Genomic DNA, 23,299 nt, shown 5'->3' on the forward strand with positions numbered 1-23,299 from the left:
TATGGCCGTGAAGATCAAACGAACCTCTTTTCAGAGGCTTCTGAATGCGATGAAGAAAGTCACTAGCGAGGTGAACGATCATGAAATTCTTCGCAGATTAGAAACTCTCATGGTCACTAGCAAAGAAGATTTGAACCAAACAGTGGTTCGTGCTCTTTTAGAAAATCCTTTAGACTTCGATCCCAAATCCGTGCCGGAACCTTATGCACAGTACGTTAGACATTTCGTATATATGGTGAAACGAAATAAGAAAATGGGATTGGATGTGAACTTCGATTCGAGTGCCATCGATTCAAAAAAAGAGAAAAAGAAGTTAGCCGCGCCTAAAAAATCCACTCCTGCCAAAAAACAAGTTCCCGCTCGCAAAAGAGCCTAAATTTTGAAAACCTCCCTGTGCTGCGCACAGGGCCAAAACCAACTTCCCATAATAGGGCAATATCATGCCTTAACTGCCCATGAGAGGGCGAATGACTCCATAAACGGGCGGTTTCTGCCCAAAGCCTGACTTTTTGCGCCAAGTCTGCGGCATATACATAAATGCCTAATTATAAGCAGGTAATTTACGCATATGCCAACATCGGAGTGGGGCCCTTGCGCTTGGGAAATTTCGGAAAATTAAAAGGGTTTCTTCAGGGAGAAGGAGCGGGATTCCATCTGTGTTTTCGAAGGATATAAGCAAGGCTGAATTCTAATAGAAGTTAGAGCTGGCTGCGGGGGTGTTGGTTCGAAAGCACTATCTTTCTGCCTAAAAATGAGCACTTATAGAGTGATTCCCAAATAAGGGAGAAATTTTGAAGACTATCGCAAACTGGTCTAAATCTAGCGAATTTTCGCCTCTCTTTCAAGGAAGCCTGGTCGTTTGCGGCCCTCGGCATAGCAAATTAGAGCATATCCGAAGGGATTAAGGCTTCTTTCCCGGAGGAAAGTTTGGCTGGTCCTGCTGTTCTGCCCGTTACCGGTCGGCAAGATGGGAGTTCCTGCCATTCGTAGCTGCTCTTCATGGTAGGAAATGCTGTAAACCAAATAGCCCTATTTTAGGCTTCGCAAGGGCGCAAATTCTTCCTTAAAACATGTCACTTAGTCATGTGTATCAAATTTACACCCTCATGAGGATTTGGCAGGCTCGGAAACACTTTCTTCTTGCGGAAGAGAGCCAGTTCGTAGATTCTCTTCTAATGGCCGAAGTAATCAAACTAAGGGTAAAATGCCATGCCTGCTCAAATTTAATCGAAGGCTCTGCCAAGTATGGCGGTGGGCATTACGTGCCGGAAGGCGTAAACTTTGAATTCGTGGCAATCGGAAAGGTGGAAACCCCTAAAGGACGTCGAGTTAAGGCGGAGATCACCGCAGATTGCCCTAATTGCGGAGTTCGGTGTAAATGGACTATTTAAATAGATTATTGTTAGTCTATAAAATGATTAAATATAATCAGAATTATGATTTAAAATAATCGACTTTTCCTTTTTCTTATTTTGCTTAAAATTGTGTAAATGAATTTCGCAACTCCTCTCTTCCTGCTCTTTTTTTTGCTTATATTTGGGCTTAGATGGGTTCTTCCCAAATTTACCCTTTTGCCAGAATGGATTCCTAAGCCCTTTTTGCTCTCTGGAAGCTATTTTTTCTATATGTCCTGGAATCCTAAGTTTGGGGCCCTTCTTTTCGGGACTACTATACTCGATTATTGGATCGGGAGATTGATGGCTGAAAAGGAAGGTAAATCTCGAACCATCTTACTTTCTATCTCTCTAATTTTGAATCTGGGAGTTTTGGCATTTTTTAAATATTTCATTTTCTTTATGCAGTCCGGAAATGCCGTATTTTCGGCATTTGGGCTAAATTTGAGTCTTCCTGTATGGCGCATTGTGCTTCCTGTAGGGATCTCTTTTTACACTTTTCAGTCCCTAAGTTATACGATCGATGTGTTCCGAAGGGAAATTTTACCCGAAAAGAACTTTTGGAATTATGCGCTCTTTCTTTCCTTCTTCCCTCAGTTGGTTGCGGGACCTATCGTTCCGGCTAAGACGTTTTTGCCTCAGTTGAAAACTTGGGTTGTTTGGAAGGAACTCCCGCTTAGAGAAGGCCTCATTTTAATTTTGATAGGCGTGTGGAAGAAGGTGGTGATCGCCGACCAACTTTCTATTTTGCCTGATTCTTTTTATCGGGCTCCTTTGGAATTTTCGAGTGCCTATGCATGGGCAGCGGTTTTTGCGTATTCTATTCAGATCTATTGTGATTTTAGCGGTTATACTGATATCGCGTTAGGCTGTGCTCTTCTTTTGGGGTTTAGGTTGGTTGAAAATTTTAGGATGCCTTACCTTGCTTCCGGGTTTTCCGATTTTTGGAGAAGATGGCATATCTCTCTTTCTTCTTGGCTTCGAAACTATTTGTACATTCCTTTGGGTGGAAATCGTAAATCGGAGCTTAGGACCTATGTAAATCTATTCTTGACTATGCTTTTGGGCGGTTTATGGCATGGCGCCAGTTGGAATTTTGTGGTGTGGGGAGGATTTCACGGTTTATTTCTGGGCTTGGAAAGATTGGGTAAAAAATTTTGGCCTGTTTTCTTCTCACCTGAAAGCGGATCCGGAGTTTTAGGAAGGGCCGCCTATAGAATTTTTGTAATCTTAGGCGTAGTTCTTTGTTGGGTGTTCTTTAGATCTCCGAATTGGAAGACCACAAGTATTGTTTTCGAAAAACTTTTTCGGTTTTCGACCGGCGCGGATCCGGCACTTTCTTCTTTGCGTATTTTGTTTATCGCATTCTTTCTTTTTTTTGTAGCTACCTGGATCGGAAATCGGGATGAGAAGGACGGGTTTTTTCGTAAATTTTACGAAGGTTTACATCCGATAATTTTCGGAGTTTTGGTTGGCGTTGGCCTTTTATTTGCAGCCGTATTCTCTTCCGAGTCTCAGCCGTTTATTTATTTCGTTTTTTGAACCGGTCTTTGTAGATAATCTCTGATCTTCGCGTTTTCTTCGTAGATCCAAATTTTCCCGTTTCCGGACTCACAATTTAGAACTCTAGAAGGTTCTCCGTAAAACGATTTGATCCTGGATTCTCCGAGTCCTTCCGGTAAAATTGCAATTGGACCTTCCGGTGGAAATAGGAACCATTCTTTGTTGGATACTGAATACGATCCTTCTAACGTACTGAAATCGATCGGATAAGCTAAGACTCTTTTTTCGGAATATGTGAGTATTCGTCTGGCCTTTCGCGGTTCCGAGAGCACGAAAACGAACGAATCTTTTTCTTTCCATTCGTCTACGCAGGCTACTTCAGGCGGTCGGATGGACTCCCATGGATCTCTGAATTGTGCCGCTCCTTCCCCTAATGTTGCAAAGATCCCAAGCCCGAATATCAGTCCTAAAAATGCGAAATTTCTAGAATGGCTCAGATAGTTTTGGTTTTTAACGGAAGGTAAAAGCCCAAAAAGTACGGGTACCATTACGATTGCAGGTAGGCTGTATTTGAGCGAATTTTGGCCTGAATAAAGTCCGAGCAAGGGTGGTAATAAACAAAGGCTGAGCTGGAAATATCCTAAAAATCCGTAACTATGCCCTGATTCTTTTCCTTTTCTTAAACATAAGATCCCACCCAAGATCGCGAATGCTAAAAACATCCCTGAAAGTTTTACACTGAGGATTGCTGTGAAAAGATCGCTCCACCAATGTGAGATCGATTCGAGTGTGGAAAGTTTATTGGGTGAGTTGATCGTTAAAAATATTTTTATCAGAGAATGAAGTCCGATTCCGATGAGTCCTGTGGCGAAAAATCGGATGGAGATCAGTGGGAAAGAAATTCCCCAACGACCGTACCTTCTCGCCCAAGCAAGCAAAGTGGGCAGATATAATTCTAAAATTAAAATTCTGTCCGAAACTGTGAGTAGGGAGAGCAGAGGGAAAATTGAATATTTTGGGACCCTTTCTCTTCTTATATAAGGCCAGATCCAGAGTGTTGTGAGAAATGCGCTGATATGTACGGATGGAAAATATATAAAATACAGTAACGGAAATTTTTCAGCGATCAAAAATAGGAAAGAAAGTGCGAGTAAGCTGAATACGTAACTTTGGGGCCTGGGCATTTTTGGCTCCATTGCCCGGATGAATTTTCCTAATAGATATGCGAGTAAAGAGGTTTGGAAGATTGCGTAGAGTGTTAATGTCCTGAAAACATTCTCCGTTATATAGCCGAAGATAAAAACGATCGGCAGGTCCGGAAAAAAATAAGGTGTGGGGGCGAATGACCAGGTTCTTAAGGAGCCGCCGTCCCGAAGCACGTCGATCAACACGGACGGTAGATACAGGGCCTCTATGTTCCAGAAAATTTCTTTAGGCGCCGTAAATAGGGAGAATATAAGTGAGGCTAGGAAAATAATTATCGAAGTCCAGAGCCAAACCACTTGGGAATCCTGGCCAATGCCTCATCCTAGGTAAAGTAGAAAACGAAACAATTTCTGGACAAAGAGATAATTACTTTCAGTTTATGGAGCTGTGTCCCGTTCCAAGTTAACGATCTTATTTTCCATTGTTATCTCTGTTATTTTTTTGGACTTCTTACTCTTCCGGTACTCGTTTTGGCTCTTACCGAACGAATCTTCTTGGGGAGCGGATTATTTTTATAATTTTTTACATGAGTATAAAACTTTCGAAAAAGTTTCGAAGCAGAAATTCCGCGTTTTAGTTATAGGTTCCAGCGTTACCGGTTATTCCATTAATCCTAAAGATTTAGAGACCGAACTTCGTAAGGTCACCGGGAAAGATCTGGAAGTCATTTTTTTGTCTTATGCAGGTATGCCTCCCATGGATGCATACTTGATGAAGGATCAATTCTTAAGTTTATCTCCGGATCTTGTAGTGTATCCGGTCAACTTTGTGGATTGGAGATTGTATAGGACCTATGTGTTAGATCCTAAGAACGGTAAGAATGAAACCGCAGAAGAATCAAAGCTGATCTTGGATGCTCTGGACTTTCGGGATGCCCCTCAATCTAAGATCATTTTTCCTTGGGCGACTCTCTTGGAGTTTTGGGATTTAATCGGATTAGAGAAAAGTGCGGAATATTTGGCTGCTTCTATCTTCGGTTCTTATCGATATAAGGAAATTTATTGGAAAATTTCTTCTTCTCTTTATGAGCATCGTTTTGGTAGGAACACCAGCTTTAGAGAGTATAACGGTGTGGACATCCCGGAAAAAGTGACCTTTAGAGGTTGGACCGGGAAAGTTTTTTCCTTTCAGCCTAAACCTTATATGGTCCGCAAAGGTTTTTATATCCAGGTAGTGGAAGAAGTCTTGAAGGATGGAAAATTGATCCTGAACTTTGAAAATTCTTCTCATTCCGTTAAGCAGACCTTGGAGTTTACGAGCCCTGGTTGGAAAAAGATCCTTTTGGATCCTAGGTTTTTGGACCAAGGGGAAAAGGAGAATTGGATCCGCGCCGAACTTTCCAATACTTGGATCCCTTATTTTGCGGGACCGGAGCATAAGGACTGGGCTCGGGACATTCTAGGGGTGAGACTCCAGCAGATTTTCGGGAAAGAAGATGATCTTTCTCTGTTGGACAGAAGACCGGTGAGAGAAGAAAGGACAGAAGACCTACGCTTTCTAGGGATGTCCGATAAGGAATACGAAGAATATTTTTATTTTCGTCTTCTAACAGACCTAAAAAAAAGGCCAGGTTTACAGTACATTCAGGTGTTAGCGGACTCTAAGAAGAAGATCGCAAAAGAAAAGTTCCGACCCATTCTTCATTTTCGTTATATGAAGAAGCTCATTTCTTTTTTTAAAGAGAAGGATATTCCATTTCTCTTAATAAACAATCCTGAAAACCCGGTCAGTCTTTCCTGGTATGGGGATTCGGTCTGGTATAAAGAGCATTTGTCTTATCTTGGTGAGATCAGCGATGGCGGGGACAATTTTGCGGATCTAAGTCGAGCTTTGCCCTCGACTGATTTTTGGGACTTCCATCATCTTACGTATGGAGGGACTCATAAGATGAATTCTAAGTATGCTTCGCTCATATCAAAATTTGTCGAATGACAGTCCGTGGTCTTGGAAAAAAATAGAAAAAAACAATGAAATGCGGACTTTAAGTCTGCGAGCGGTCAATAAGTTCTATGAGCAAAATTAACGTAGCTGTTTTGGGAGCCACCGGCTCCGTCGGGCAAAGGTTCATCCAACTTTTGGAAAACCATCCTTATTTTCAGGTAACCCATCTATGCGCATCCGAGAATAGCGCTGGCAAAACATATGCGGAAGTAATGAAGAAGCGTTGGAAGATCTCAGGAGACATTCCTAATTACGCTCGTGACATAATTATCACATTACCGGACCCTAAGCTCGCCCAAGGCGTTAAATTGGCATTTTCCGGTCTGGACGCTTCGATTGCGGGAGAAGTGGAAACTTCTTTTGCAGAGGCCGGTATCCATATTATTTCCAATTCTAAAAATCATAGAATGGTGGAAAATGTTCCTCTTCTTTCTGCGGAAGTGAATGCAAACCATTTGGATGTGATCTCGAGCCAGAAAACTCCGGGCAAGATCATCACTAATTCAAATTGTACGATCATGGGAGTGACCATCTCTCTCAAACCTCTTTACGAAAAGTTCGGTATTGAGTCCGTTATGTTGTTCTCTATGCAGGCGATCTCCGGTGCTGGCTATCCAGGAGTTCCTACAATGGATATTTTGGGGAATGTAGTCCCTTTTATCGGCGGAGAAGAAGATAAGGCGGAGTTAGAGCCTCTGAAATGTCTCGGACAGGCGGAAGGTGGAAAGATTATCAACGCAGATTTTAAAATTTCCGCTCATTGCAATCGGGTTCCTGTTTTTGACGGACATACGGTTTGTGTTTCCGTGAAATTCAAGAAGAAGCCGACCGAATCCGAAATTTTAGAAGCCTGGTCTTCATTTAAAGGCGAACCTCAGGAATTAAAGTTGCCTCTCGCTCCGGATTTTCCGATTCTTTATCGTCAAGAAGAAGACAGACCCCAACCTCGTCTAGACCTGGAAACAGGGAGAGGAATGACTACCGTAGTGGGAAGACTCAGACCTGATCCGATTTTGGATTGGAAATATGTTGTCCTAAGTCATAATACGGTCCGTGGGGCTGCCGGTGCCGCGATTTTAAACGCGGAATTGATGTATCGGAAAAACCTACTCTAGTCGAAGAGGATGACTCATGCTGGATCCCCAATCTCCGGAACTCAAGGTAGCGGATTATAACTCGGCCTTACAGTTAACCCAAGCTTTAGAGGCGAGAGGGGATTTCCAGTACAAAGGAATTCATAAACTAGTACTGATCATCGGTGATTGGACTGAAAAGTTCGTAGCGAATAAAATTCTTCCAAGTATAGAACAGCTTGCAAGAGAGCTAACTTTGGATAAGGAAAGGGTAACCGCTTATTTAAAAGAGATGAGCGCTCGCCATAATCCTCCTATCGTAAAGAAGATTTGTATGGTGGATTATAATCCTACCGGGGATTCTTCCGACGGAAGGATCGCTTCTTTTTTAAGATTGATCACAGTATTTGCCAGGCCTTCTCAAACGGATGCAGGGTCTAGCCACAGATATGTGGACGGGGTAAACCAAACTTCTTTTAGTTCCATCCAAAGATGGGTGAAGGAGAAGAGGCAATTCCCAGGCAAGGAAAATTTCCAGAAATGGATCTTCGATTGTATTGATAATAATAAATTAAGCGAGACATACGCTTCTTCCGAGATCGGGAACTTGTTTCAGGATAGTTTCGACGTTACTCCCGTATTAAAGCAGACTACGATCAATATTCACCTAAAGCCCGTACTTAAAAAATTAGTGGATTCTCGGATTCTATATTTTTATAGAAATGAGAATGCTTTAAGCCCAGGCAATCGTTCCGTTTTTTATTATAATGTCCAAGATGAGATCCTTGCAAGACTGGATGCATATAAAAAGTATCTGAATGAAAGGATCATTCCGGAACTGCAAAGAATAGGCGTGCTTGGCAATTTTTCGGAACAAGACCTCCAAAATACTCGATCGATCGCGGGACAAGTCCTTCCTTTTTTAAGTCCGGCTTACGGTGATCAAAAAACCGCGGTTGAGGAACTTCTTTCCCTGATCCATTTTGAAGAAGAGGAGAAGGATAAAAAAGAAAAAGAAGAAAAGAAGGCCAAGCTTTCCGAACTACTCGACTATATTAAATCTGCAAACCGATTAGTGGATCTGAATTATCTTCGTTTTCGCGGAGAGCCTATCGAAGAAGAAGTCAAAAATTTGATCATTAATCATGATATGATCTTGAATTCCGATTTTGCTGATAAGAAGGGCCTATATGTTTTTGTTCTTCATAAAGATTGTATTAATGGTGCAGTCGAGACTGCAAAAAGGGTTTTTACCGCCACGGGCAACGATAGTGAGATCCGTGTTTTAGCAAAAATGAATATCCGAGACATGATGGAATCGAGAGAGGCGAGTTCTCAATTTGAGAAATTGGAATATTCCTCTCTTTTTAAATATCTTCCTTTTATCACTAGATTCTTCAGATCTCTCTTTGGGAACAATGTAGTTCATAGATTTGAAGCAGAAGAGATCCGAGCAAGACTTGCTTCGGAACAGAATAAAAAGATCTTAGAAGCTAGGACCAAGGCAGCTCAGGAAGAAAAAGTAAAAATCGCCGAAAGAAGAGTAAAAGACAGAGAAGCAGCGGAAGCTACTGCAAAGGCCAGGGCTGCCGCTGCGGTTGCAAATTCGGACTCGAGTGCTCCTGCGCGAAGTTCCGGGTTGAGCTCGGAGCAAGAAGCGGAGATCAAACGAAATTTGTCTGCGGTCTTGGATGTTCTGGATCATGCCTGGAGCCAGGACGAACTTCCGGATCGGGAGTATCTCTTACAAGCTTTAGGCGGAGATATGGACGAAAATACTCTGATCAACTTCCTGAAAAAGAATGCAAAAAAGGAAATCCATTCCTTTATGGTAAGAAATCAGGAAGAGCAGTATTCTTTTCCGATCCTTATCTCAAGAAGGTTCTTGAAAAAGAACGGCAAGGCCTTGCTGGATAAGGCGAAAAGAATTGTGGACGAGCAGAAAAATGCGGGCATGCCTGAACAGGAAAAGTTCGATTTTTACATTTCTTTTGAAGATTTTCTGAACAGAACCCTTCCTAAAATCTGAGCTCGGATCATTAGAGCAATTTTAATAAAACCGAATATACATGAAGAATGAATTAGTTAATTTCAGAAAGACTAAAATTATCTGCACGATCGGCCCTGCAACTGCCGACAAAAAAATGATCCAATCCCTAGCCGAAGCTGGGATGAATATCGCCAGATTGAACATGTCCCACGGGAATCATGACTTTCACAGATCCGTGATCCGTGCAATTAAGTCTTTGAACAAAGACGTATTAAAACATCCGATCGCAATTTTATTGGATACCCAAGGCCCGGAGATCCGCACAGGGGATCTACAAGTGGATCATTTGGACTTGAAGGTGGGAGAATCTTTTACCTTTCATATCATTCCCGGAGAAGAATCCGAGGAACAATCCGTTTTTGTAAATTATCGCGATATCGTGAAAGACCTTAAGATCGGAGATAGGGTAACAGTAGATAACGGTCTTATCAATCTTGTGGTTGAAGAGATACAAGAAACCGCTTTGAAATGTAAGGTGGTTGACGGTGGCAAATTAGGTTCTCGTAAACATATCAATCTTCCTGGAATCCGAGTAAATCTTCCTTCTATCACTCAGAAAGACCAGAAAGACATTCTTTTCGGTCTGGAAGAAGATGTTGATTTTATTGCTCTTTCTTTTGTTCGTTCTGCGGAAGATATTCATCAACTACGTAAGATCATCGAAGAAAATAACGGTCACACTGATATTATTGCTAAGATAGAAGACCAAGAAGCCGTGAAAAACATGGTGGAGATAGTGGAAGCTGCCGACGGTGTAATGGTTGCAAGAGGAGATCTTGGAGTGGAACTTCCAATAGAGGAACTTCCACTAATCCAACGTTCTATTATTCGGGAATGTGCGATCAAAGGTAAACGTGTGATCGTTGCGACCCACCTCTTGGAGTCCATGATCAATAATCCTTCTCCTACTCGCGCGGAAGTGACCGACGTCGCTAACGCAGTTTTTGAAGAAGCGGATGCAATCATGTTATCCGGCGAAACTGCTGCAGGTAAATTTCCGGTCCGCTGCGTGGATATGCTCCACAAAATCTCGGAAAGAGTCGAGAAGGCGCCGGGACTAGGGTATGTTTTGGAAAGAGTTCCTTCCAATAAGAAGGAAGAAATGGCCAAATCAGCGGCTATGCTTTCCGATTCCATTAAATCGCCTGCAATTATAGTGATTACCAGGAGGGGGACTACGGCTCTGAATGTAGCGTCTTTTCATCCTAGGTTTCCGTTGATCTATGCTTTTACCAATATGACTACGGTCCGACGTAAACTTTGGCTGACCCGAAGCGTAATTCCGTACCGTATCGATTTTTCCAGTGATCCTGAAAAGACGATCAAATTGGCGATCGAAACTTTAAAGTCGAGTGGCCGAGTGAAGGACGGGGATCAGGTGGTAATCTTGTCAGATATTATTGCGGGAGCGGACCGGGTGGAGACGATCCAGATCCGAGAGGTTAAGTAGGGATGGTAGGAACTCCTGACTAATCGGAGGCGCCCTCTCTTTCTTGATTCAACAATTTCAGGACCCAATCCTGGAGTCCCAGGCTTTGGAAGGCTTCGATAATCATTCCTGTATAACTAATGGAAGATTGTAATCTTTCGAAACTCAGCCTAACCTGCAGCTTCTTGATTTGCAGATAGAGTTGGAGTTCTTCCTTGCTCATTTTGGAAGGGTCTTTCCAGGGAGTGTAGTCTTCTCCAGAAAGTGGATTTAGGGAGAAGATGCGGCTTTCGTTGTTTTTGGTCTTGCTCATTGGGCGGGAGTTCCTTCCACTCTTACGCTTTAAGTTTCCGGATAAGGGCGAAAATGCCTAGTAGAGAAATAAAAAGGCAGAGTCCTCCAGTTCCCAGGGCTGCAGGTAACGGATCCCCCCCAAATTGCCTTTGCAAAAGGAGGAAAAAAGCAGCTAGAAAGAATAACGCGCTTAAACTAATGAAGAAAAGAGCAATTCGGAAGAATATGTAGGCTTGAATACCTAATACAATTTTTTCCGTTGCGATTCTTTTCGCATAGAGAAGGAGAGTTTCGAAATATTCAGCAATTGAATTGATGAAAGCAAGTAGGTGTTCCTTCAGTTCAAAACCCGAAAACGAAGTTCCGTCCTGCTTTTCGGTGTTTTCGTAAGGAATTTCTTCTGAATCCGTTCTTTTGGCGGCCAATGGACGTTCCGTATTATTTTCTTCGACCGATAAGCATTCCTATAATCACGCCTATCCCGACTCCGACCCCTAACCCAATCAAAGTTGCTTTTTGTGGATTTTCTTTAATATAAGTTCCTGTTTGATCAATGATTTGTTTGGCTTTTTCACTAGTCTCACCAGTAACTTGTTTTAATTTTTCCTTTAGATCAGATACGTGTTCCAAGTATTCCTCCCGGGCCTTACCTGTAATTCTTTTGGCCTTATCTTTTAAGATTTGGAGTTCTTCGCTTAGATTATCACCCTTAGACATAAGAACGCCCTCCATATACTTTTATGTTATTATAGCTGATCAATTTCAAGAATTTTACATCTTGAAATCATTCAATTGTAAAAATTAAGGACTTTAAATTTGACCGTAGGGATAAATAAGTCGATATATTAGGTCTAACCGACAAACGGATAGAAGACCGAAGCGAAAAACCATTCCGGTCGATGCAAGGTAATAAAGGGGATGGCACATGAATTTAATATCTAAAATAGCTAAGATAAGAAGAACTCAAAGACAGAGAATATACAATAGAGCATATCGCCAAGCTCTGAAACATTTGAAGCGAGAATTTAAGGCAGAAGCCGATCGCCATGCGCAGGCAGAGAAAGAATTAGAGAAATATTATCGGAAAGATGTGGACAGCGAGGCCAAAAAGACACGTAAGAAAATCCAAGAGTTAGAAAACTATAAGCTTCTTCTCGAAAGGAAGGAAATGGAAATAGAATCTAAACTTGCTTTTTTAAATGATCAATTGCACAAAATTGAAGAGTTAAAAGCAAGAATGGACGGGGCGGTCAATCTAATGGCACGCGCAGGATCTCTTTCAAACGGTGCGATCGACGACGCAGAGAAGATCAAGCAGGCTCTGAAGAAAGTTCTTTAATTCTAAGGTTCTATGGATAATTCTCCAATTCCACTTTCTGTAGAGCAAATTAGGAAGGAACTCCCGACCACGTGGGAAATAGTTACGGCTAATATAGTCCCAAAAATTGTTCGAGTATATAAATTACCCCAATATCAAGACGGAATCAAAATCATAACTGATTTAGCTAACCTCGCAAACGATATGGATCACCATCCAGAAATTCTTTTTTCGTATGGTTTCATTAGAGTGGAATTATATACACACACGTTAAAAGGATTGTCCAGCTTGGACTTGCAGTTTGCTATTACTGCCGAAAATCTCTTAAGTAATCTTTAATATATTAGCAATAGCTTAAATTGTTACGCGATTTTTGGTCTATGAGGGTCCTTTCTTTTACCATTGAAATCTGATTTTGCTAATGGATATTCTAAGATCAATAGTTCTCGAAAGAAGATATTTGATTCAAAGTTAGTATGTATTGCGGCCTTTATTTGCCAAATTGTTTTGCCGGTATATGAAAAACCTTTGGACTTGTATTCCTCCAATAGCAACACAAACAAATAGCACATTGATACTCCATGACTAATGGCGAGACTTCTAAGTTGAGTCCAATCTTCTGATTTTGGCCGGAAGTTAAACTTTATATATCGATTCTCCTTTGATCTTCCTCGAATGTTCTGATACTTGGTATATATCGATTGTGAATTAATACGCCTACTTGAATGAAAGCTTCTTAGTTGGCCAGCGAGTGCCTTCTTTAACAAATAGTTGATGCCTTGCTTACGAACATATTTTGCCAGGTGGGGAGGAATTAGAAGTGTAGAGACTTTACGTTTCTTTGGAATTTTATTTTCTAAAGATATGTTTCGAGAGAAGGAACGATAAAATGTGGGTTTTAGTTTTTCCATAAAGAAGACAGGTCTTTGAATGGAAAAGGGGCGCGAATTTTTTGCGGAAATTACGATTTATTTAAACGTAAAAGTTTATTTTAAAGCAGGAACTCCTCAAAAATCCATCCTTAAGATGCATTAAGAATGGATTCTTTTAGGAATCCTGAGAAAAGGATTTAATCTATAATTACAATTCCCTCATAATTATCAGTAAATCTATAGCCAATTCCCCAGATTGTTTCGATCCATTCAGGTTGAGCAGAATTCTTTTCCAACTTCGAACGAATTCTTTTGATATGGGAGTCGATCATTCTCTCAAATCCATCCCATTCCATTCCCCAAACAGCCTCTAAGATCATTTCCCTTGAGAAAACTTTACCTGGAGAAGTTGCCATCAACTGTAGAATATCAAATTCTTTACGAGATATATTGATTACTTGATCTTTTAAGGTGACCCTGCGTCGAACCGGATCTATTTTCAAAGATCCTCTGATGATTTCTCCACCGCTTCCGATATTCGGTTTAATTCCCGCTTTTTTATCCCATCTACGAAAGAATACATCTACTCTAGTTTTTAATTCTCTTACCGAAAAAGGCTTTGTGATATAATCGTCTGCGCCTAACTCAAGTCCCATAATTCTATCTATTTCTTCATTTCTAGCGGTAACTATAAAAATGGGAGTATTTTCATCAGATCTGCGGACTGTCCGACATACATCCATCCCATCAATATCTGGTAAGGAAAGATCTAAAATCAAGAGGTCGGGGTGGTTTGCCTTATAGTATTTAAGGCCTTCCTCGCCAGAAGTTTGAATTGTGGTTCGGTAATGAGCTGAATCTAATGACTTTCGTATTAAATTCCCGATGTCCGGATCATCTTCAATTACCAGAATATTCTTCATAAGCGCCTCAGGTGTATTGGATGTTAAATTTAACCTCATTACAACATATTATTCCCACCAAAATTGTAACATAGCAAAAAATGAGATTTTAAATGTATTGATTGGAAAACAAAAATTCGAAAAATGCTATATGATTGGCATTTTTGAAGGTCTTGCTATTCAACTTTAATGGCATTTCCAGAGAATTCTTATTTCTTAATGTGAAAAGTCTGGTTTTGGGCAATTTATGAAATACAGTAATCCTTCTTTCCCTCGGAGTTGGGCTCTTATTGCTGTTTCTGAACCTGGCCTGGATGTTCACGAAGTAACCAGGACTCTTGGGATTCGACCGGACTTATCTGTGAATAAAGGAGTTCCTGCCATCTCAGGAAATCCAGTTACTTCTTCCTTGTGGCAAATTCACTCGAAAAGAGATGCGAGTTCTCCGTTAGAGGACCATATCCATGAGTTATTAGAAAGAATTGCCCCTCATCGCAAAGAATTCCAAAGTTTTTGTGAAAAACATAATGTCTTACTCTATTGTTCCGTTGAATTCAATAACGGAAATTTGGAAGAAACTACGCTGAGCGCCCGGACTCTTTTGCTGCTCGGAAATCTGGGCTTGAAAATATCTTTTCATGCTTGGAACGTTCCAGAAAGGAGGAGAAGGTCAGAGGATCAGAATTAATTCTTCGATAGAAAAGGTTTGAATATATTTTCGGATGGGAGGTCTCGGTTTGGAAAGAATTAATACTCGATTCTTTTCTCGCAGATCCAAGGCGTATTTGATCAATTTTGCGACTACGGGGAATGGCAAAGTTTCGAATTTTGATATTTCTAATTTTACGTGCCGATTTGTTTCATAAAAGGCCATTGCTAAAACTGAGTTTAATTCGCCCAATACTTGATCATTTACTTCGGAAGTGAGAGGTTCTATCTCGACAGCTTTAGGTTTTTTCCTTATTTCGAAGTAACTGTATTTTCGGATATACTCCACAATCATTGCCCTTTCTAAAGGATTAATTATACCATTTGAGCGATTTCATACTCGAAGATGAAGCTAAATAACTTAGAAATATTGTTATTTCGATCTAGATTTTTGCATGCTACGAGAACTTTTTTTCATGAAAAAGGATTCCTAGAGATTGATACTCCGGCTTTGAAAAAAATCCCAGGGATGGAACCATATTTGGATCCATTTTTGGTAGGATCTCCTTTGGGTGAAGAAAAAGGGTATTTAATTACGTCCCCTGAATACTCTCTTAAACAAGCTTTATCTTTGGGTGTTGAAAAGGCTTACGAGATTGCACATACGTTTCGTTCGGGAGAGAAGGGGAGTTCCTACCATACCGCAGAGTTCCTCATGCTGGAATTTTATCAAACAGGTATAGATTTGCATCAGGCAATGGACCTTCTCGAAGAACTGATTCGATGGATTGCTGATAGACTAAGCCTTCCCCTTTTGGAAAAACCGTTCCAAAGAAAACTGGTGAAGGAACTCCTCGCTAACTCAGCCGGCATTGATTGGGAAAGAGATTCGTTGGAACGAAAAATCACTGAACTGTCTTTAACAAATCTTTCTCTCGACTCCATGGAATATGAAGACTGCTTTTTTTTGGTATTCTTAAACTTATTAGAGCCGAACTTCACTTCGGAATTTCAATTCATCTATGATTATCCTCCTGAAATGGCAGCCCTTTCTCGAATTGAAAATGGAGTAGCCAAAAGGTTCGAATTATATTTCGGAAATATAGAATTAGCTAACGCATTTTATGAACTTTTGGACCCGGTAGAACAGAGAGGCCGTTTTGAAAAAGAGCAAGAGTTGAGAAGAAAGTTAGGTAAGGAAGTTTTCCCAATTCACGAGGAGTTCCTGCAGGCTTTGGAAAGAGGTATTCCTGAATGTTCCGGGATTTCAATAGGTTTGGATCGACTTTTGATGGTGCTTTTGGGAAGGAACTCCCTCTCAGAAGTTAGTCCATACTGGCGAGAAATTTGAAAATAGAGGATTTTATTCTACTCTGACTTCATTTAGAATCAAGAAAGCATCATAAAGGGTTCGATAATGAATATAGGCCTCGCAAAACTTTTGTTGCACGGATTGTCGATCAAATTAACTTAAGATTCGATTTGCCCTGAAAAAGGGTTCTTCGAATGAAAAGATCCCTGGCCTTTAGTTGCGGACGGAGAATATGACTAAGAAGCAGAATTATTACGTCACTATAAAAGGCAAAAAATATGATCGCGGCCTAATTGAGTTAGCGGAGAAAGCTACCTCCGGTAAAAAAGACGGCCGCATTTCAATCGCGGATGCAAAGAAACTTCTAAACGCCGTGAAGGATAATAATACCTATACCGACATCGAAAAGAAAACGATGGAATATGTCCGTGAAAATTTTCAATTTACAGCAAAAGCAGACGAATGGTTCCGCACTGAAATCCGCAAATGGGCCGCTGAAAAATCTTCTCATACTCACACTAAATCTTCCCTACAAGAGGAATATACTTCTCACGATGAAGCAATCAGCCTTATGAGTTCGCAACACTCAGATGCACCTTATAGAGGATACATCCCGACTCCTTCTGCTGGACAGGCGAAAAAGCAGAATAGCATTCCTGTCCTGGTCCTTTCTCTCATTATTCTCGGAGGTTTCGGAATAGGGATCTATTATGCGTTCCGGAACAGTGGGAAGAAGTCCGTTGCCCATGCGGAAGAGATTAAAGAAACCAAACCTGAGCAAGTTGAGGAGAAGAAAGCTTCTTCCTCTTCTGGGAATGGGGGTATTTTCGGTTTCTTCTCTCAGAAACATGAACTTGCGAATTTTTCCGGGAAAGATGGTGAGCTTGCGTCTAAGATCCAATCTTCTCCAATCCTTTTCGACAAGAATGATATAAAAGTTCCTAAGTCTCAAAGAAGGATACTGGATTCTCTTACGTTTCTTCTCAAAAAACATTCGGAAGCTAAAGCAGTTTTGATTGGCCACGCTTCTTCCGAAGGAACCGAAGAAGTGAATCTCAAAGTTTCCCAACTCAGGGCCGAGATGGTTAGGGATTATTTATTGGGGAATGGTCTGGAAACTTCTCGTTTTATTTTAGAAGCGAAGGGCTCTCAAGTAGTTTCTTCCTCAGAGGGGAAGGGACAAAATCAGGAAAAGAATAGGCGAGTTGATATCCAAATCGTCAAGTGAGAGGGAGTTATATCTCCCCCTTTTTTTCTCTCTCCCAATCTTCCGGTAGGAACTCCAGACACTTCTCTTTCATCCCGTCTAATCCAATAGTAAACGGATATTCCGTATTCTTAAAATTGTCCTTTTTGGCGGAAAAATCCTATACAAGCACCCCGACCCTAAGAGACGATGAAACCATCATCGGAGATGACAATGGCATTTGATATAGATATGATTCGTGCCCGGTATGAAAAACTCGGGACCCTGGTTAAAAAAGCCAGAGAAGTGGTCGGCAGACCTCTCACTCTGACCGAAAAAATTCTTTATTCTCACCTTTGGGAAGGAACTCCTTCCTCCAATTTCGAAAGAGGAAAATCTTACGTTGATTTCGCTCCGGACCGCGTTGCAATGCAGGACGCGACCGCACAGATGGCCCTATTACAATTTATGTCTGCAGGTAAAAGCAAGGTAGCAGTTCCTTCCACCGTACACTGTGACCACTTGATCACTGCGAAAACTGGTTCTTCTGAAGACTTAGCAACAGCTTCTACGGAAAACAAAGAAGTATACGACTTTCTTTCCTCCGTTTCCAACAAATATGGGATCGGGTTCTGGAAACCCGGAGCTGGAATTATCCACCAAGTAGTATTAGAAAATTATGCATTTCCTGGCGGAATGATGATTGGAACAGATTCCCACACAGTGAATGCAGGTGGTTTAGGAATGGTTGCGATCGGAGTCGGAGGAGCAGACGCTTGCGACGTGATGGCAGGTCTTCCTTGGGAGCTAAAATGGCCTAAGTTGATCGGAGTGAAATTAACCGGAAAATTGAACGGTTGGACTTCCGCGAAAGACGTTATCTTGAAAGTGGCAGGAATTCTTACCGTTAAGGGTGGAACAGGAGCAATCGTAGAATATTTCGGGGAAGGATCTTCTTCTCTTTCTTGTACTGGAAAAGGAACCATCGCCAATATGGGAGCCGAGATCGGCGCTACCACTTCCACGTTCTCTTATGATGAATCAATGGAAAGATATCTTCGTTCAACGAACAGGGCGGATATAGCTGATTTAGCAAATGGGGTGAAGGAACACCTAACAGCAGATCCGGAAGTATATGCAAATCCAGACAAATTCTTTGACCAAGTGATCGAGATCAATCTTTCCGAGTTAGAACCTCACTTGAACGGACCTTTCACTCCCGACTTGGCGACTCCTATTTCTAAAATGAAAGAAGAAGCTAAGAAGAATGGATGGCCTACAAAAGTAGAAGTAGGTCTGATCGGATCTTGCACAAACTCTTCTTATGAGGACATCGCTCGCGCTGCTTCCCTTGCGAATCAGGCTGCAGAAAAGTCTTTAAAACCTAAGGCAGAGTTTACGATCACTCCCGGTTCTGAGTTAGTTCGTTTTACGATAGAAAGAGACGGGTATATTAAAATTTTCGAAAAGATCGGAGCGAAAGTTTTTGCAAACGCTTGTGGTCCTTGTATCGGAATGTGGTCCAGGGTAGGGGCGGATAAAAAGGAGAAGAACACGATCGTTCACTCTTTTAATCGTAACTTTCAATCTAGGAACGACGGTAATCCGAACACTTTTGCATTTGTGGGTTCTCCGGAGCTTGTAACTGCACTTGCGATTGCGGGAGATCTTACTTTCGATCCGAACAAAGACACTCTTACCAATGAAAAAGGGGAGAAGGTTAAATTAGATCCTCCGAATGGAGACGAGCTTCCTAAAAAAGGATTTGATGTAAAAGATGCCGGTTACCAAGCTCCTGCGGCGGACGGTTCCAATGTGCAAGTTGTTGTGGATCCGAAGTCCAATCGTCTGCAGTTGCTTGCTCCTTTCACCAAGTGGGAAGGTACAGATCTAAAAGGACTGAACCTTTTGATCAAAGTAAAAGGCAAATGTACGACAGACCATATCTCTATGGCTGGTCCTTGGTTAAAATTCAGAGGACACTTGGATAATATTTCCAATAACCTTCTGATCGGAGCTACGAATATCTTCAACGAGAAGATCAACAGCGTGAAGAATCAATTGGATGGATCTTACGACGAGGTTCCCAAAGTCCAACGCCAGTACAAAGCAAAAGGTATCGGTTCTATAGTGATCGGAGACGAGAACTACGGAGAAGGTTCTTCCAGGGAACATGCTGCTATGGAGCCAAGGTTCTTAGGAGTGAGAGCTGTTCTTGTGAAATCATTTGCTCGTATCCATGAAACAAACCTGAAAAAGCAAGGTATGCTTGCTTTGACATTTGCGGATAAGGCTGATTACGATAAGATCCAAGAAGACGATAAGATCGATATTATAGGACTTACCGATTTTAAAGAAGGAGCTCCTCTTACTTTAGCTTTACATCATAAAGATGGAAGTAAGGATGAATTCAAAGTAAACCACACTTACAATGCTCAACAGATAGAATGGTTTAAGGCAGGAAGTGCTTTGAATTTGATCGGCAGCAAAAAGTAAAAGTTTTTTTAAAAGCCGAGGCCTATGTAGCGGTCTCGGCTTTTTTATTTGGAGTCTGGCTTTAGACCCTTTTGCAAGATCCTCACCATTTCTTTGATCGTAGCTTTGATTTCCGATTCCGGAATTTTATAAACGACCTGGGCCATGAACCCTAACGCGAAGGTCAAAGAAGAAATCCCGAAAGCAACTGATTTCAGGTCCACTTTATGATCGATCTCTCCTCCCTTCTTAAATTTTTCCAGCTCATGGATCATTTCAGGAAGGGCCTTGCTATAAATTTTAGTTTGGATAATTCTACTAACGTCGGGATCTAGGATGATCCTGCTGACTGCAACTTTCATGAAGTCAGAATAATGTTTGAAATCGGAACATCTTTCCGTAATGGACTCCACTAACGCTTCATCCAAATGAAGTTCCTTTGTATCTTCTTCTTTTTTGCCGGTGGTCGAGTCGCCTAGATCATCCGTCCTAGTTAGGATCGCTTCTAGGAGCCCTTTCTTTCCACCGAAATAACGCATAATAAGAGCTTCATTAGCTCCCGCAGTCTTGGCGATATCCTTAGTGGTGGCCGCGTCATATCCTTTTTTGGCAAAAACTTGTATCCCGGCCTTCATTAAGGCTGTTTCAGTAGCCTTTCGGTCTCTTTTTTTAGGACCTTTGTGACTACCGTGCGCACCTGCTTTGGATGCCTTATTTTTTTTGACCTTCTTTTTAGGGGTTCGAACCATCTAACTGCCTATATGGGATGTATCCCGACCTTCGACTAATCAGCCAAGCGCATTTTTACTTTTTAGATCCACTTTACTCTTGCCTGTTCCGTTTATTTTTGCAATATGGTGATAAGTAAGTGAGTGATTACATGTTGGTTTTTTGATTTATCCAGATCAAGAGCCCGCAAAAAAAGGAACTTTCTTCAAGTTTATGGTCTGGAATACGTTTTTAAAAAAAAGCTTAAATGGAGATAAAATATTCGTTTCTCTACTCGTTTTGTTAAACGTATTCCTTCTTCTTCCCGGATCCGGAGGAAATGCAATCTTAACCCAAGGTGACGAAGCGATGCATATCGCTACGATTCGGGAAAGTTTGGCTTCTTCTTCGTATCTTTTTCCTAAATTCGAAGGCGTTTTAAATCTCTACAAACCACCAGCGTTGTTTTGGCTCGGAATTTTTTCGGATAGTCTTTTTGGTGTCAGCTTTTTTGCGGAAAGATTTCCTTCCTTTTTACTTTTTTTCGGATCCTCCGTTCTAATTTACTTAGGTATTAGGAGAGCAGGTGGAAGTCCTAAACAATCGTTCACAATTTCTTCCGCTTATACTTTGACTCTTGGTGTATTTAAATTCTCCCGTTTGGTGATGATGGAGTCTTTATTGACCTTTTTCATCATCTTGGTCTCAGTTACGATCTTAGAATTCAGGCTTTCTAAAAATCGGATCTGGCTATTCTTGGGGGGCTTTTTCTCCGGAATTGCAATTCTAATCAAAGGTCCTGTATTCCAAGTATACAGTGGAATTATCTTAGGAGCTTATTCTGTTATTGGGATTTTTCTTCTTCACTCAAATGGGGGATGGGCAGGCAAAAAAAGAATAGGGAAGGAACTCCTTGCCCATATCATCTTCCATTTTTCTTCTTTGGTTGTTCCTGTAATTTGGGTTCTGGTCCTTCTTTCTTATTCAGAACTCGGGAAAGAGTTCCTAACGATATTCTTATTCACGGAAAACCTTGGTAAGTTCTCTTCTGCCACAGCCAATCAATCCGAGTGGATTATTCCGATCGGATTCTTACTCTATAGTTTTCCATTCAGTCTCGCGGTTTTCTACGGGTTCTATTCTAAATTATTCCAGAAATCGAAATCCTTAAGAGAGGTGATCGGGAGTTCCTACCTCTGGGCCATCCTTGCGATTTGTTTGATACACCTTGCTCCGAACCGTAAGGATTTTTATTATCTTCTTCCTTTGGTCCCTTTAGCCTTCTTGGGAATTGGATTATTTTTCATTCGAAAAAAGGAATATCAGTTCACTCGGCTATTGTCTTTAAACTATTTCTTCTGCCTTGGGATCAGTATGCTGGTCTTGGCAGCAATGTGGGGTTTTGAAATTCTTCTGGGCCAAAATATCTGGGCGGAATTGATATTCACAGCATTCTTGCTTTTGATTTTTTTATGGAGAAGAAGGATCCGAACCCAAAAGGAAGGTGTTCCTTCCACCACAGCGCTGAACCTAATACTTGCGGCTGGTTTACTCTCCTATATCCAATTTTCGATCCTTCCCAGAGTAAACCTAAGCGAAGTTCCCGAAAGCGGACCATTTGTTAGCGCAAAGCAGATCTGTGTAATTTCGGAAAATCCTTGGACTGCACTTACTTTTAGGAACGCACTTCCAGCTGCCGAGATCGTTCATTCTGTTCCAGGGGCCGATCGAAATTGTGTGGATGGAAGAAGATATCTGGTCTTTTTCCAGGAGCAGATCCCTATTCCGACAGGATACCAACTTTTACAAACGCAGACCATTTGGAAAAGAGACGTTACCCTGCAGGAACTCCTCAGCCCATCCCAGGGAAAAGAATACGTATATTTTTATGAGCCTTCCCGGAATAAGAATTCCGAATTGGAGAGTCGATGAGCCCAATCTCTTTCAGAAAAATTTTCCCTTATCTCCCCATATTCGTTTTGGGTTTGGCTGTTGGCACATTTATCGCCTTCAAATATTCCAGAGGGACCGTGGTGCAACCCGGCATGGAGTGGGAAGGAAAAGAGATTTGCCTGGATTATTGCGATAGTCTAGCGAAATGTACTAAAAACGAATATCCTCAAACTTCTGAAGATCAATTGTATAAGGTGGAAAACGCTTGTCTCAGGGGTTGCAGAAAACATTTCGACAAGATGCAGGTATGCCTCCAACCGGAAAAAATGGCAAGTTGTTCCGAGTTGACTTCCTGTCTGTTCGGAGAATTAAAAAAGTATTATTAATATTTTTTTAATATTCTCCCTTCCAGAAACGATTTACCTTTTTCACATAATCTTTCGTTTCCTTGTAAGGAGGGATCCCGTCGTATTTTTGGACTGCACCCGGTCCTGCGTTGTAAGCCGCGATCGCTTTATCCGTATTTCCGAACTTTTTCATCATATCTGCGAGGAATTTTGTTCCCCCCGCGATATTTTCTTCCGGATCGAAAGGATTCTCCACGCCTAAAATATCCGCGGTTCCCGGCATCAATTGCATCAAACCGATTGCGCCCTTGGGAGAAACCGCGTTCGGTTTAAAATTTGATTCTGCCTTGATTACGGATTTGACCAAGTTCGGATCTAAATGATTTTTATAAGATTCTCTTTCTATAATACTGCTGAGTTCCTGGGGAGTTGGATCATTTTCCCGGGAGAAAATCCCTTTCATTTTGTCCTCCAGCTCTTGGGAGAATTCGGACTCTAACTTTTTAGGTGTAGGATCTACTTCCTCTGCGGGACGTTTAGGCTGGAACCTCTCCGTAATTTCATGGATTTCCTCCATTCTGGAGACAATTCTACGATAAGATTCTAGATCATCTAACTTCATACAGGCCTCAGGAGTTCCTACCTAAACCAAAATGGTTAATCTTAACATCCTTATTATGTCTCTCGGCTGAAATCTCCGCTGACGTGAGTCTTTTTTGCAGGTTTTAGAAAGGAAATCCAAGGGTTT

24 protein-coding genes are annotated in these 23,299 nt (G+C 41.4%); 15 read left to right on the forward strand and 9 right to left on the reverse strand.

Annotation, left to right across the window (positions count from 1 at the left end):
• Position 1 precedes the first annotated feature (1 nt).
• The 3 genes from LEP1GSC185_RS12085 to LEP1GSC185_RS12095 all read left to right on the forward strand — a co-directional run bounded on the left by LEP1GSC185_RS12085 (position 2) and on the right by LEP1GSC185_RS12095 (position 2,936).
• Positions 2-376, forward strand: coding sequence for a phosphatidylinositol phospholipase (locus LEP1GSC185_RS12085; RefSeq protein ID WP_010514530.1), 375 nt, complete (start codon positions 2-4; stop codon positions 374-376).
• A gap of 799 nt (positions 377-1,175) precedes the next feature.
• Positions 1,176-1,391, forward strand: a complete 216-nt coding sequence (locus tag LEP1GSC185_RS12090) for a hypothetical protein (RefSeq protein WP_024864036.1) — start codon at positions 1,176-1,178, stop codon at positions 1,389-1,391.
• 99 nt (positions 1,392-1,490) lie between these two features.
• Complete coding sequence (locus tag LEP1GSC185_RS12095) at positions 1,491-2,936, forward strand: MBOAT family O-acyltransferase (protein ID WP_008596828.1); 1,446 nt, start codon at positions 1,491-1,493, stop codon at positions 2,934-2,936.
• On the opposite strand, the gene LEP1GSC185_RS12100 is transcribed toward LEP1GSC185_RS12095, so the two are convergent.
• Complete coding sequence (locus LEP1GSC185_RS12100) at positions 2,921-4,399, reverse strand: hypothetical protein (protein WP_008596752.1); 1,479 nt, start codon at positions 4,397-4,399, stop codon at positions 2,921-2,923. The genes LEP1GSC185_RS12095 and LEP1GSC185_RS12100 overlap by 16 nt on opposite strands.
• A gap of 91 nt (positions 4,400-4,490) precedes the next feature.
• On the opposite strand from LEP1GSC185_RS12100, the gene LEP1GSC185_RS12105 reads away from it, so the two are divergent.
• From LEP1GSC185_RS12105 to pyk, 4 genes are all read left to right on the forward strand, one after another.
• On the forward strand, positions 4,491-6,035 hold the full coding sequence (locus LEP1GSC185_RS12105; protein ID WP_008588925.1) for a hypothetical protein: 1,545 nt from the start codon (positions 4,491-4,493) through the stop codon (positions 6,033-6,035).
• A 77-nt stretch (positions 6,036-6,112) separates the two neighbouring features.
• A complete protein-coding gene (asd, locus tag LEP1GSC185_RS12110; RefSeq protein ID WP_008588839.1) occupies positions 6,113-7,159 on the forward strand; it encodes an aspartate-semialdehyde dehydrogenase in 1,047 nt (348 codons plus the stop codon).
• A gap of 16 nt (positions 7,160-7,175) precedes the next feature.
• A complete protein-coding gene (locus LEP1GSC185_RS12115) occupies positions 7,176-9,146 on the forward strand; it encodes a hypothetical protein (protein WP_008588735.1) in 1,971 nt (656 codons plus the stop codon).
• Between the two features lie 40 nt (positions 9,147-9,186).
• Positions 9,187-10,617 carry a pyruvate kinase gene (gene pyk / locus LEP1GSC185_RS12120; RefSeq protein WP_008589140.1) on the forward strand — a complete coding sequence of 477 codons (1,431 nt, stop codon included), beginning with the start codon at positions 9,187-9,189 and terminating at the stop codon, positions 10,615-10,617.
• Between the two features lie 19 nt (positions 10,618-10,636).
• On the opposite strand, the gene LEP1GSC185_RS12125 is transcribed toward pyk, so the two are convergent.
• From LEP1GSC185_RS12125 to LEP1GSC185_RS12135, 3 genes are read right to left on the reverse strand one after another with little or no spacing between them, the layout of a single operon-like run.
• Entirely contained in the window at positions 10,637-10,909 is a 273-nt protein-coding gene (locus LEP1GSC185_RS12125; protein WP_008588978.1) for a hypothetical protein, read from the reverse strand.
• Positions 10,910-10,931: 22 nt separating this feature from the next.
• Complete coding sequence (locus LEP1GSC185_RS20330) at positions 10,932-11,315, reverse strand: LBF_4227 family protein (protein WP_008588829.1); 384 nt, start codon at positions 11,313-11,315, stop codon at positions 10,932-10,934.
• A 13-nt stretch (positions 11,316-11,328) separates the two neighbouring features.
• Positions 11,329-11,607: a DUF883 family protein gene (locus tag LEP1GSC185_RS12135; RefSeq protein WP_008589277.1), complete on the reverse strand. Its 279-nt coding sequence runs from the start codon at positions 11,605-11,607 to the stop codon at positions 11,329-11,331.
• A gap of 208 nt (positions 11,608-11,815) precedes the next feature.
• Here LEP1GSC185_RS12135 and LEP1GSC185_RS12140 point away from each other — a divergent pair, with 208 nt between their 5' ends.
• Positions 11,816-12,229 (forward strand): TraB/GumN family protein, encoded by a 414-nt coding sequence (locus LEP1GSC185_RS12140; protein ID WP_008589116.1) that lies wholly within the window; start codon positions 11,816-11,818, stop codon positions 12,227-12,229.
• Between the two features lie 12 nt (positions 12,230-12,241).
• A complete protein-coding gene (locus LEP1GSC185_RS20335) occupies positions 12,242-12,547 on the forward strand; it encodes a 4a-hydroxytetrahydrobiopterin dehydratase (protein ID WP_010514542.1) in 306 nt (101 codons plus the stop codon).
• Positions 12,548-12,570: 23 nt separating this feature from the next.
• Here the strand turns inward: LEP1GSC185_RS20335 and LEP1GSC185_RS12150 are convergent, their stop codons facing one another.
• Both LEP1GSC185_RS12150 and LEP1GSC185_RS12155 read right to left on the reverse strand, forming a co-directional pair.
• Positions 12,571-13,119 carry a DUF1564 family protein gene (locus LEP1GSC185_RS12150; protein ID WP_008588949.1) on the reverse strand — a complete coding sequence of 183 codons (549 nt, stop codon included), beginning with the start codon at positions 13,117-13,119 and terminating at the stop codon, positions 12,571-12,573.
• A 158-nt stretch (positions 13,120-13,277) separates the two neighbouring features.
• Positions 13,278-14,003 carry a response regulator transcription factor gene (locus LEP1GSC185_RS12155; protein ID WP_008588853.1) on the reverse strand — a complete coding sequence of 242 codons (726 nt, stop codon included), beginning with the start codon at positions 14,001-14,003 and terminating at the stop codon, positions 13,278-13,280.
• Positions 14,004-14,229: 226 nt separating this feature from the next.
• Here LEP1GSC185_RS12155 and LEP1GSC185_RS12160 point away from each other — a divergent pair, with 226 nt between their 5' ends.
• A complete protein-coding gene (locus tag LEP1GSC185_RS12160; RefSeq protein WP_008588913.1) occupies positions 14,230-14,670 on the forward strand; it encodes a DUF4279 domain-containing protein in 441 nt (146 codons plus the stop codon).
• Here LEP1GSC185_RS12160 and LEP1GSC185_RS12165 read toward each other — a convergent pair.
• A complete protein-coding gene (locus LEP1GSC185_RS12165) occupies positions 14,653-14,985 on the reverse strand; it encodes a hypothetical protein (RefSeq protein WP_008589015.1) in 333 nt (110 codons plus the stop codon). The two genes, LEP1GSC185_RS12160 and LEP1GSC185_RS12165, sit on opposite strands and share 18 nt — an antisense overlap.
• A gap of 51 nt (positions 14,986-15,036) precedes the next feature.
• On the opposite strand from LEP1GSC185_RS12165, the gene epmA reads away from it, so the two are divergent.
• The 3 genes from epmA to LEP1GSC185_RS12185 all read left to right on the forward strand — a co-directional run bounded on the left by epmA (position 15,037) and on the right by LEP1GSC185_RS12185 (position 19,624).
• A complete protein-coding gene (gene epmA, locus LEP1GSC185_RS12170) occupies positions 15,037-15,981 on the forward strand; it encodes an EF-P lysine aminoacylase EpmA (protein WP_008588974.1) in 945 nt (314 codons plus the stop codon).
• Between the two features lie 193 nt (positions 15,982-16,174).
• Positions 16,175-17,170 carry an OmpA family protein gene (locus LEP1GSC185_RS12175; protein WP_008588854.1) on the forward strand — a complete coding sequence of 332 codons (996 nt, stop codon included), beginning with the start codon at positions 16,175-16,177 and terminating at the stop codon, positions 17,168-17,170.
• A 192-nt stretch (positions 17,171-17,362) separates the two neighbouring features.
• Positions 17,363-19,624 carry an aconitate hydratase gene (locus tag LEP1GSC185_RS12185; RefSeq protein ID WP_008589072.1) on the forward strand — a complete coding sequence of 754 codons (2,262 nt, stop codon included), beginning with the start codon at positions 17,363-17,365 and terminating at the stop codon, positions 19,622-19,624.
• Positions 19,625-19,668: 44 nt separating this feature from the next.
• On the opposite strand, the gene LEP1GSC185_RS12190 is transcribed toward LEP1GSC185_RS12185, so the two are convergent.
• A complete protein-coding gene (locus LEP1GSC185_RS12190; protein WP_008589162.1) occupies positions 19,669-20,352 on the reverse strand; it encodes a TetR/AcrR family transcriptional regulator in 684 nt (227 codons plus the stop codon).
• 193 nt (positions 20,353-20,545) lie between these two features.
• Here LEP1GSC185_RS12190 and LEP1GSC185_RS12195 point away from each other — a divergent pair, with 193 nt between their 5' ends.
• Entirely contained in the window at positions 20,546-22,243 is a 1,698-nt protein-coding gene (locus LEP1GSC185_RS12195; protein WP_008588681.1) for an ArnT family glycosyltransferase, read from the forward strand.
• On the forward strand, positions 22,240-22,590 hold the full coding sequence (locus LEP1GSC185_RS12200) for a Cys-rich protein (RefSeq protein ID WP_008588911.1): 351 nt from the start codon (positions 22,240-22,242) through the stop codon (positions 22,588-22,590). Before LEP1GSC185_RS12195 ends, LEP1GSC185_RS12200 begins: the two co-directional genes overlap by 4 nt.
• A gap of 7 nt (positions 22,591-22,597) precedes the next feature.
• Here the strand turns inward: LEP1GSC185_RS12200 and LEP1GSC185_RS12205 are convergent, their stop codons facing one another.
• A complete protein-coding gene (locus LEP1GSC185_RS12205; protein ID WP_008588989.1) occupies positions 22,598-23,173 on the reverse strand; it encodes a lytic transglycosylase domain-containing protein in 576 nt (191 codons plus the stop codon).
• Positions 23,174-23,299 lie beyond the last annotated feature (126 nt).

It is taken from the genome of Leptospira licerasiae serovar Varillal str. VAR 010 (assembly GCF_000244755.1).
GTDB lineage: Bacteria > Spirochaetota > Leptospiria > Leptospirales > Leptospiraceae > Leptospira_B > Leptospira_B licerasiae.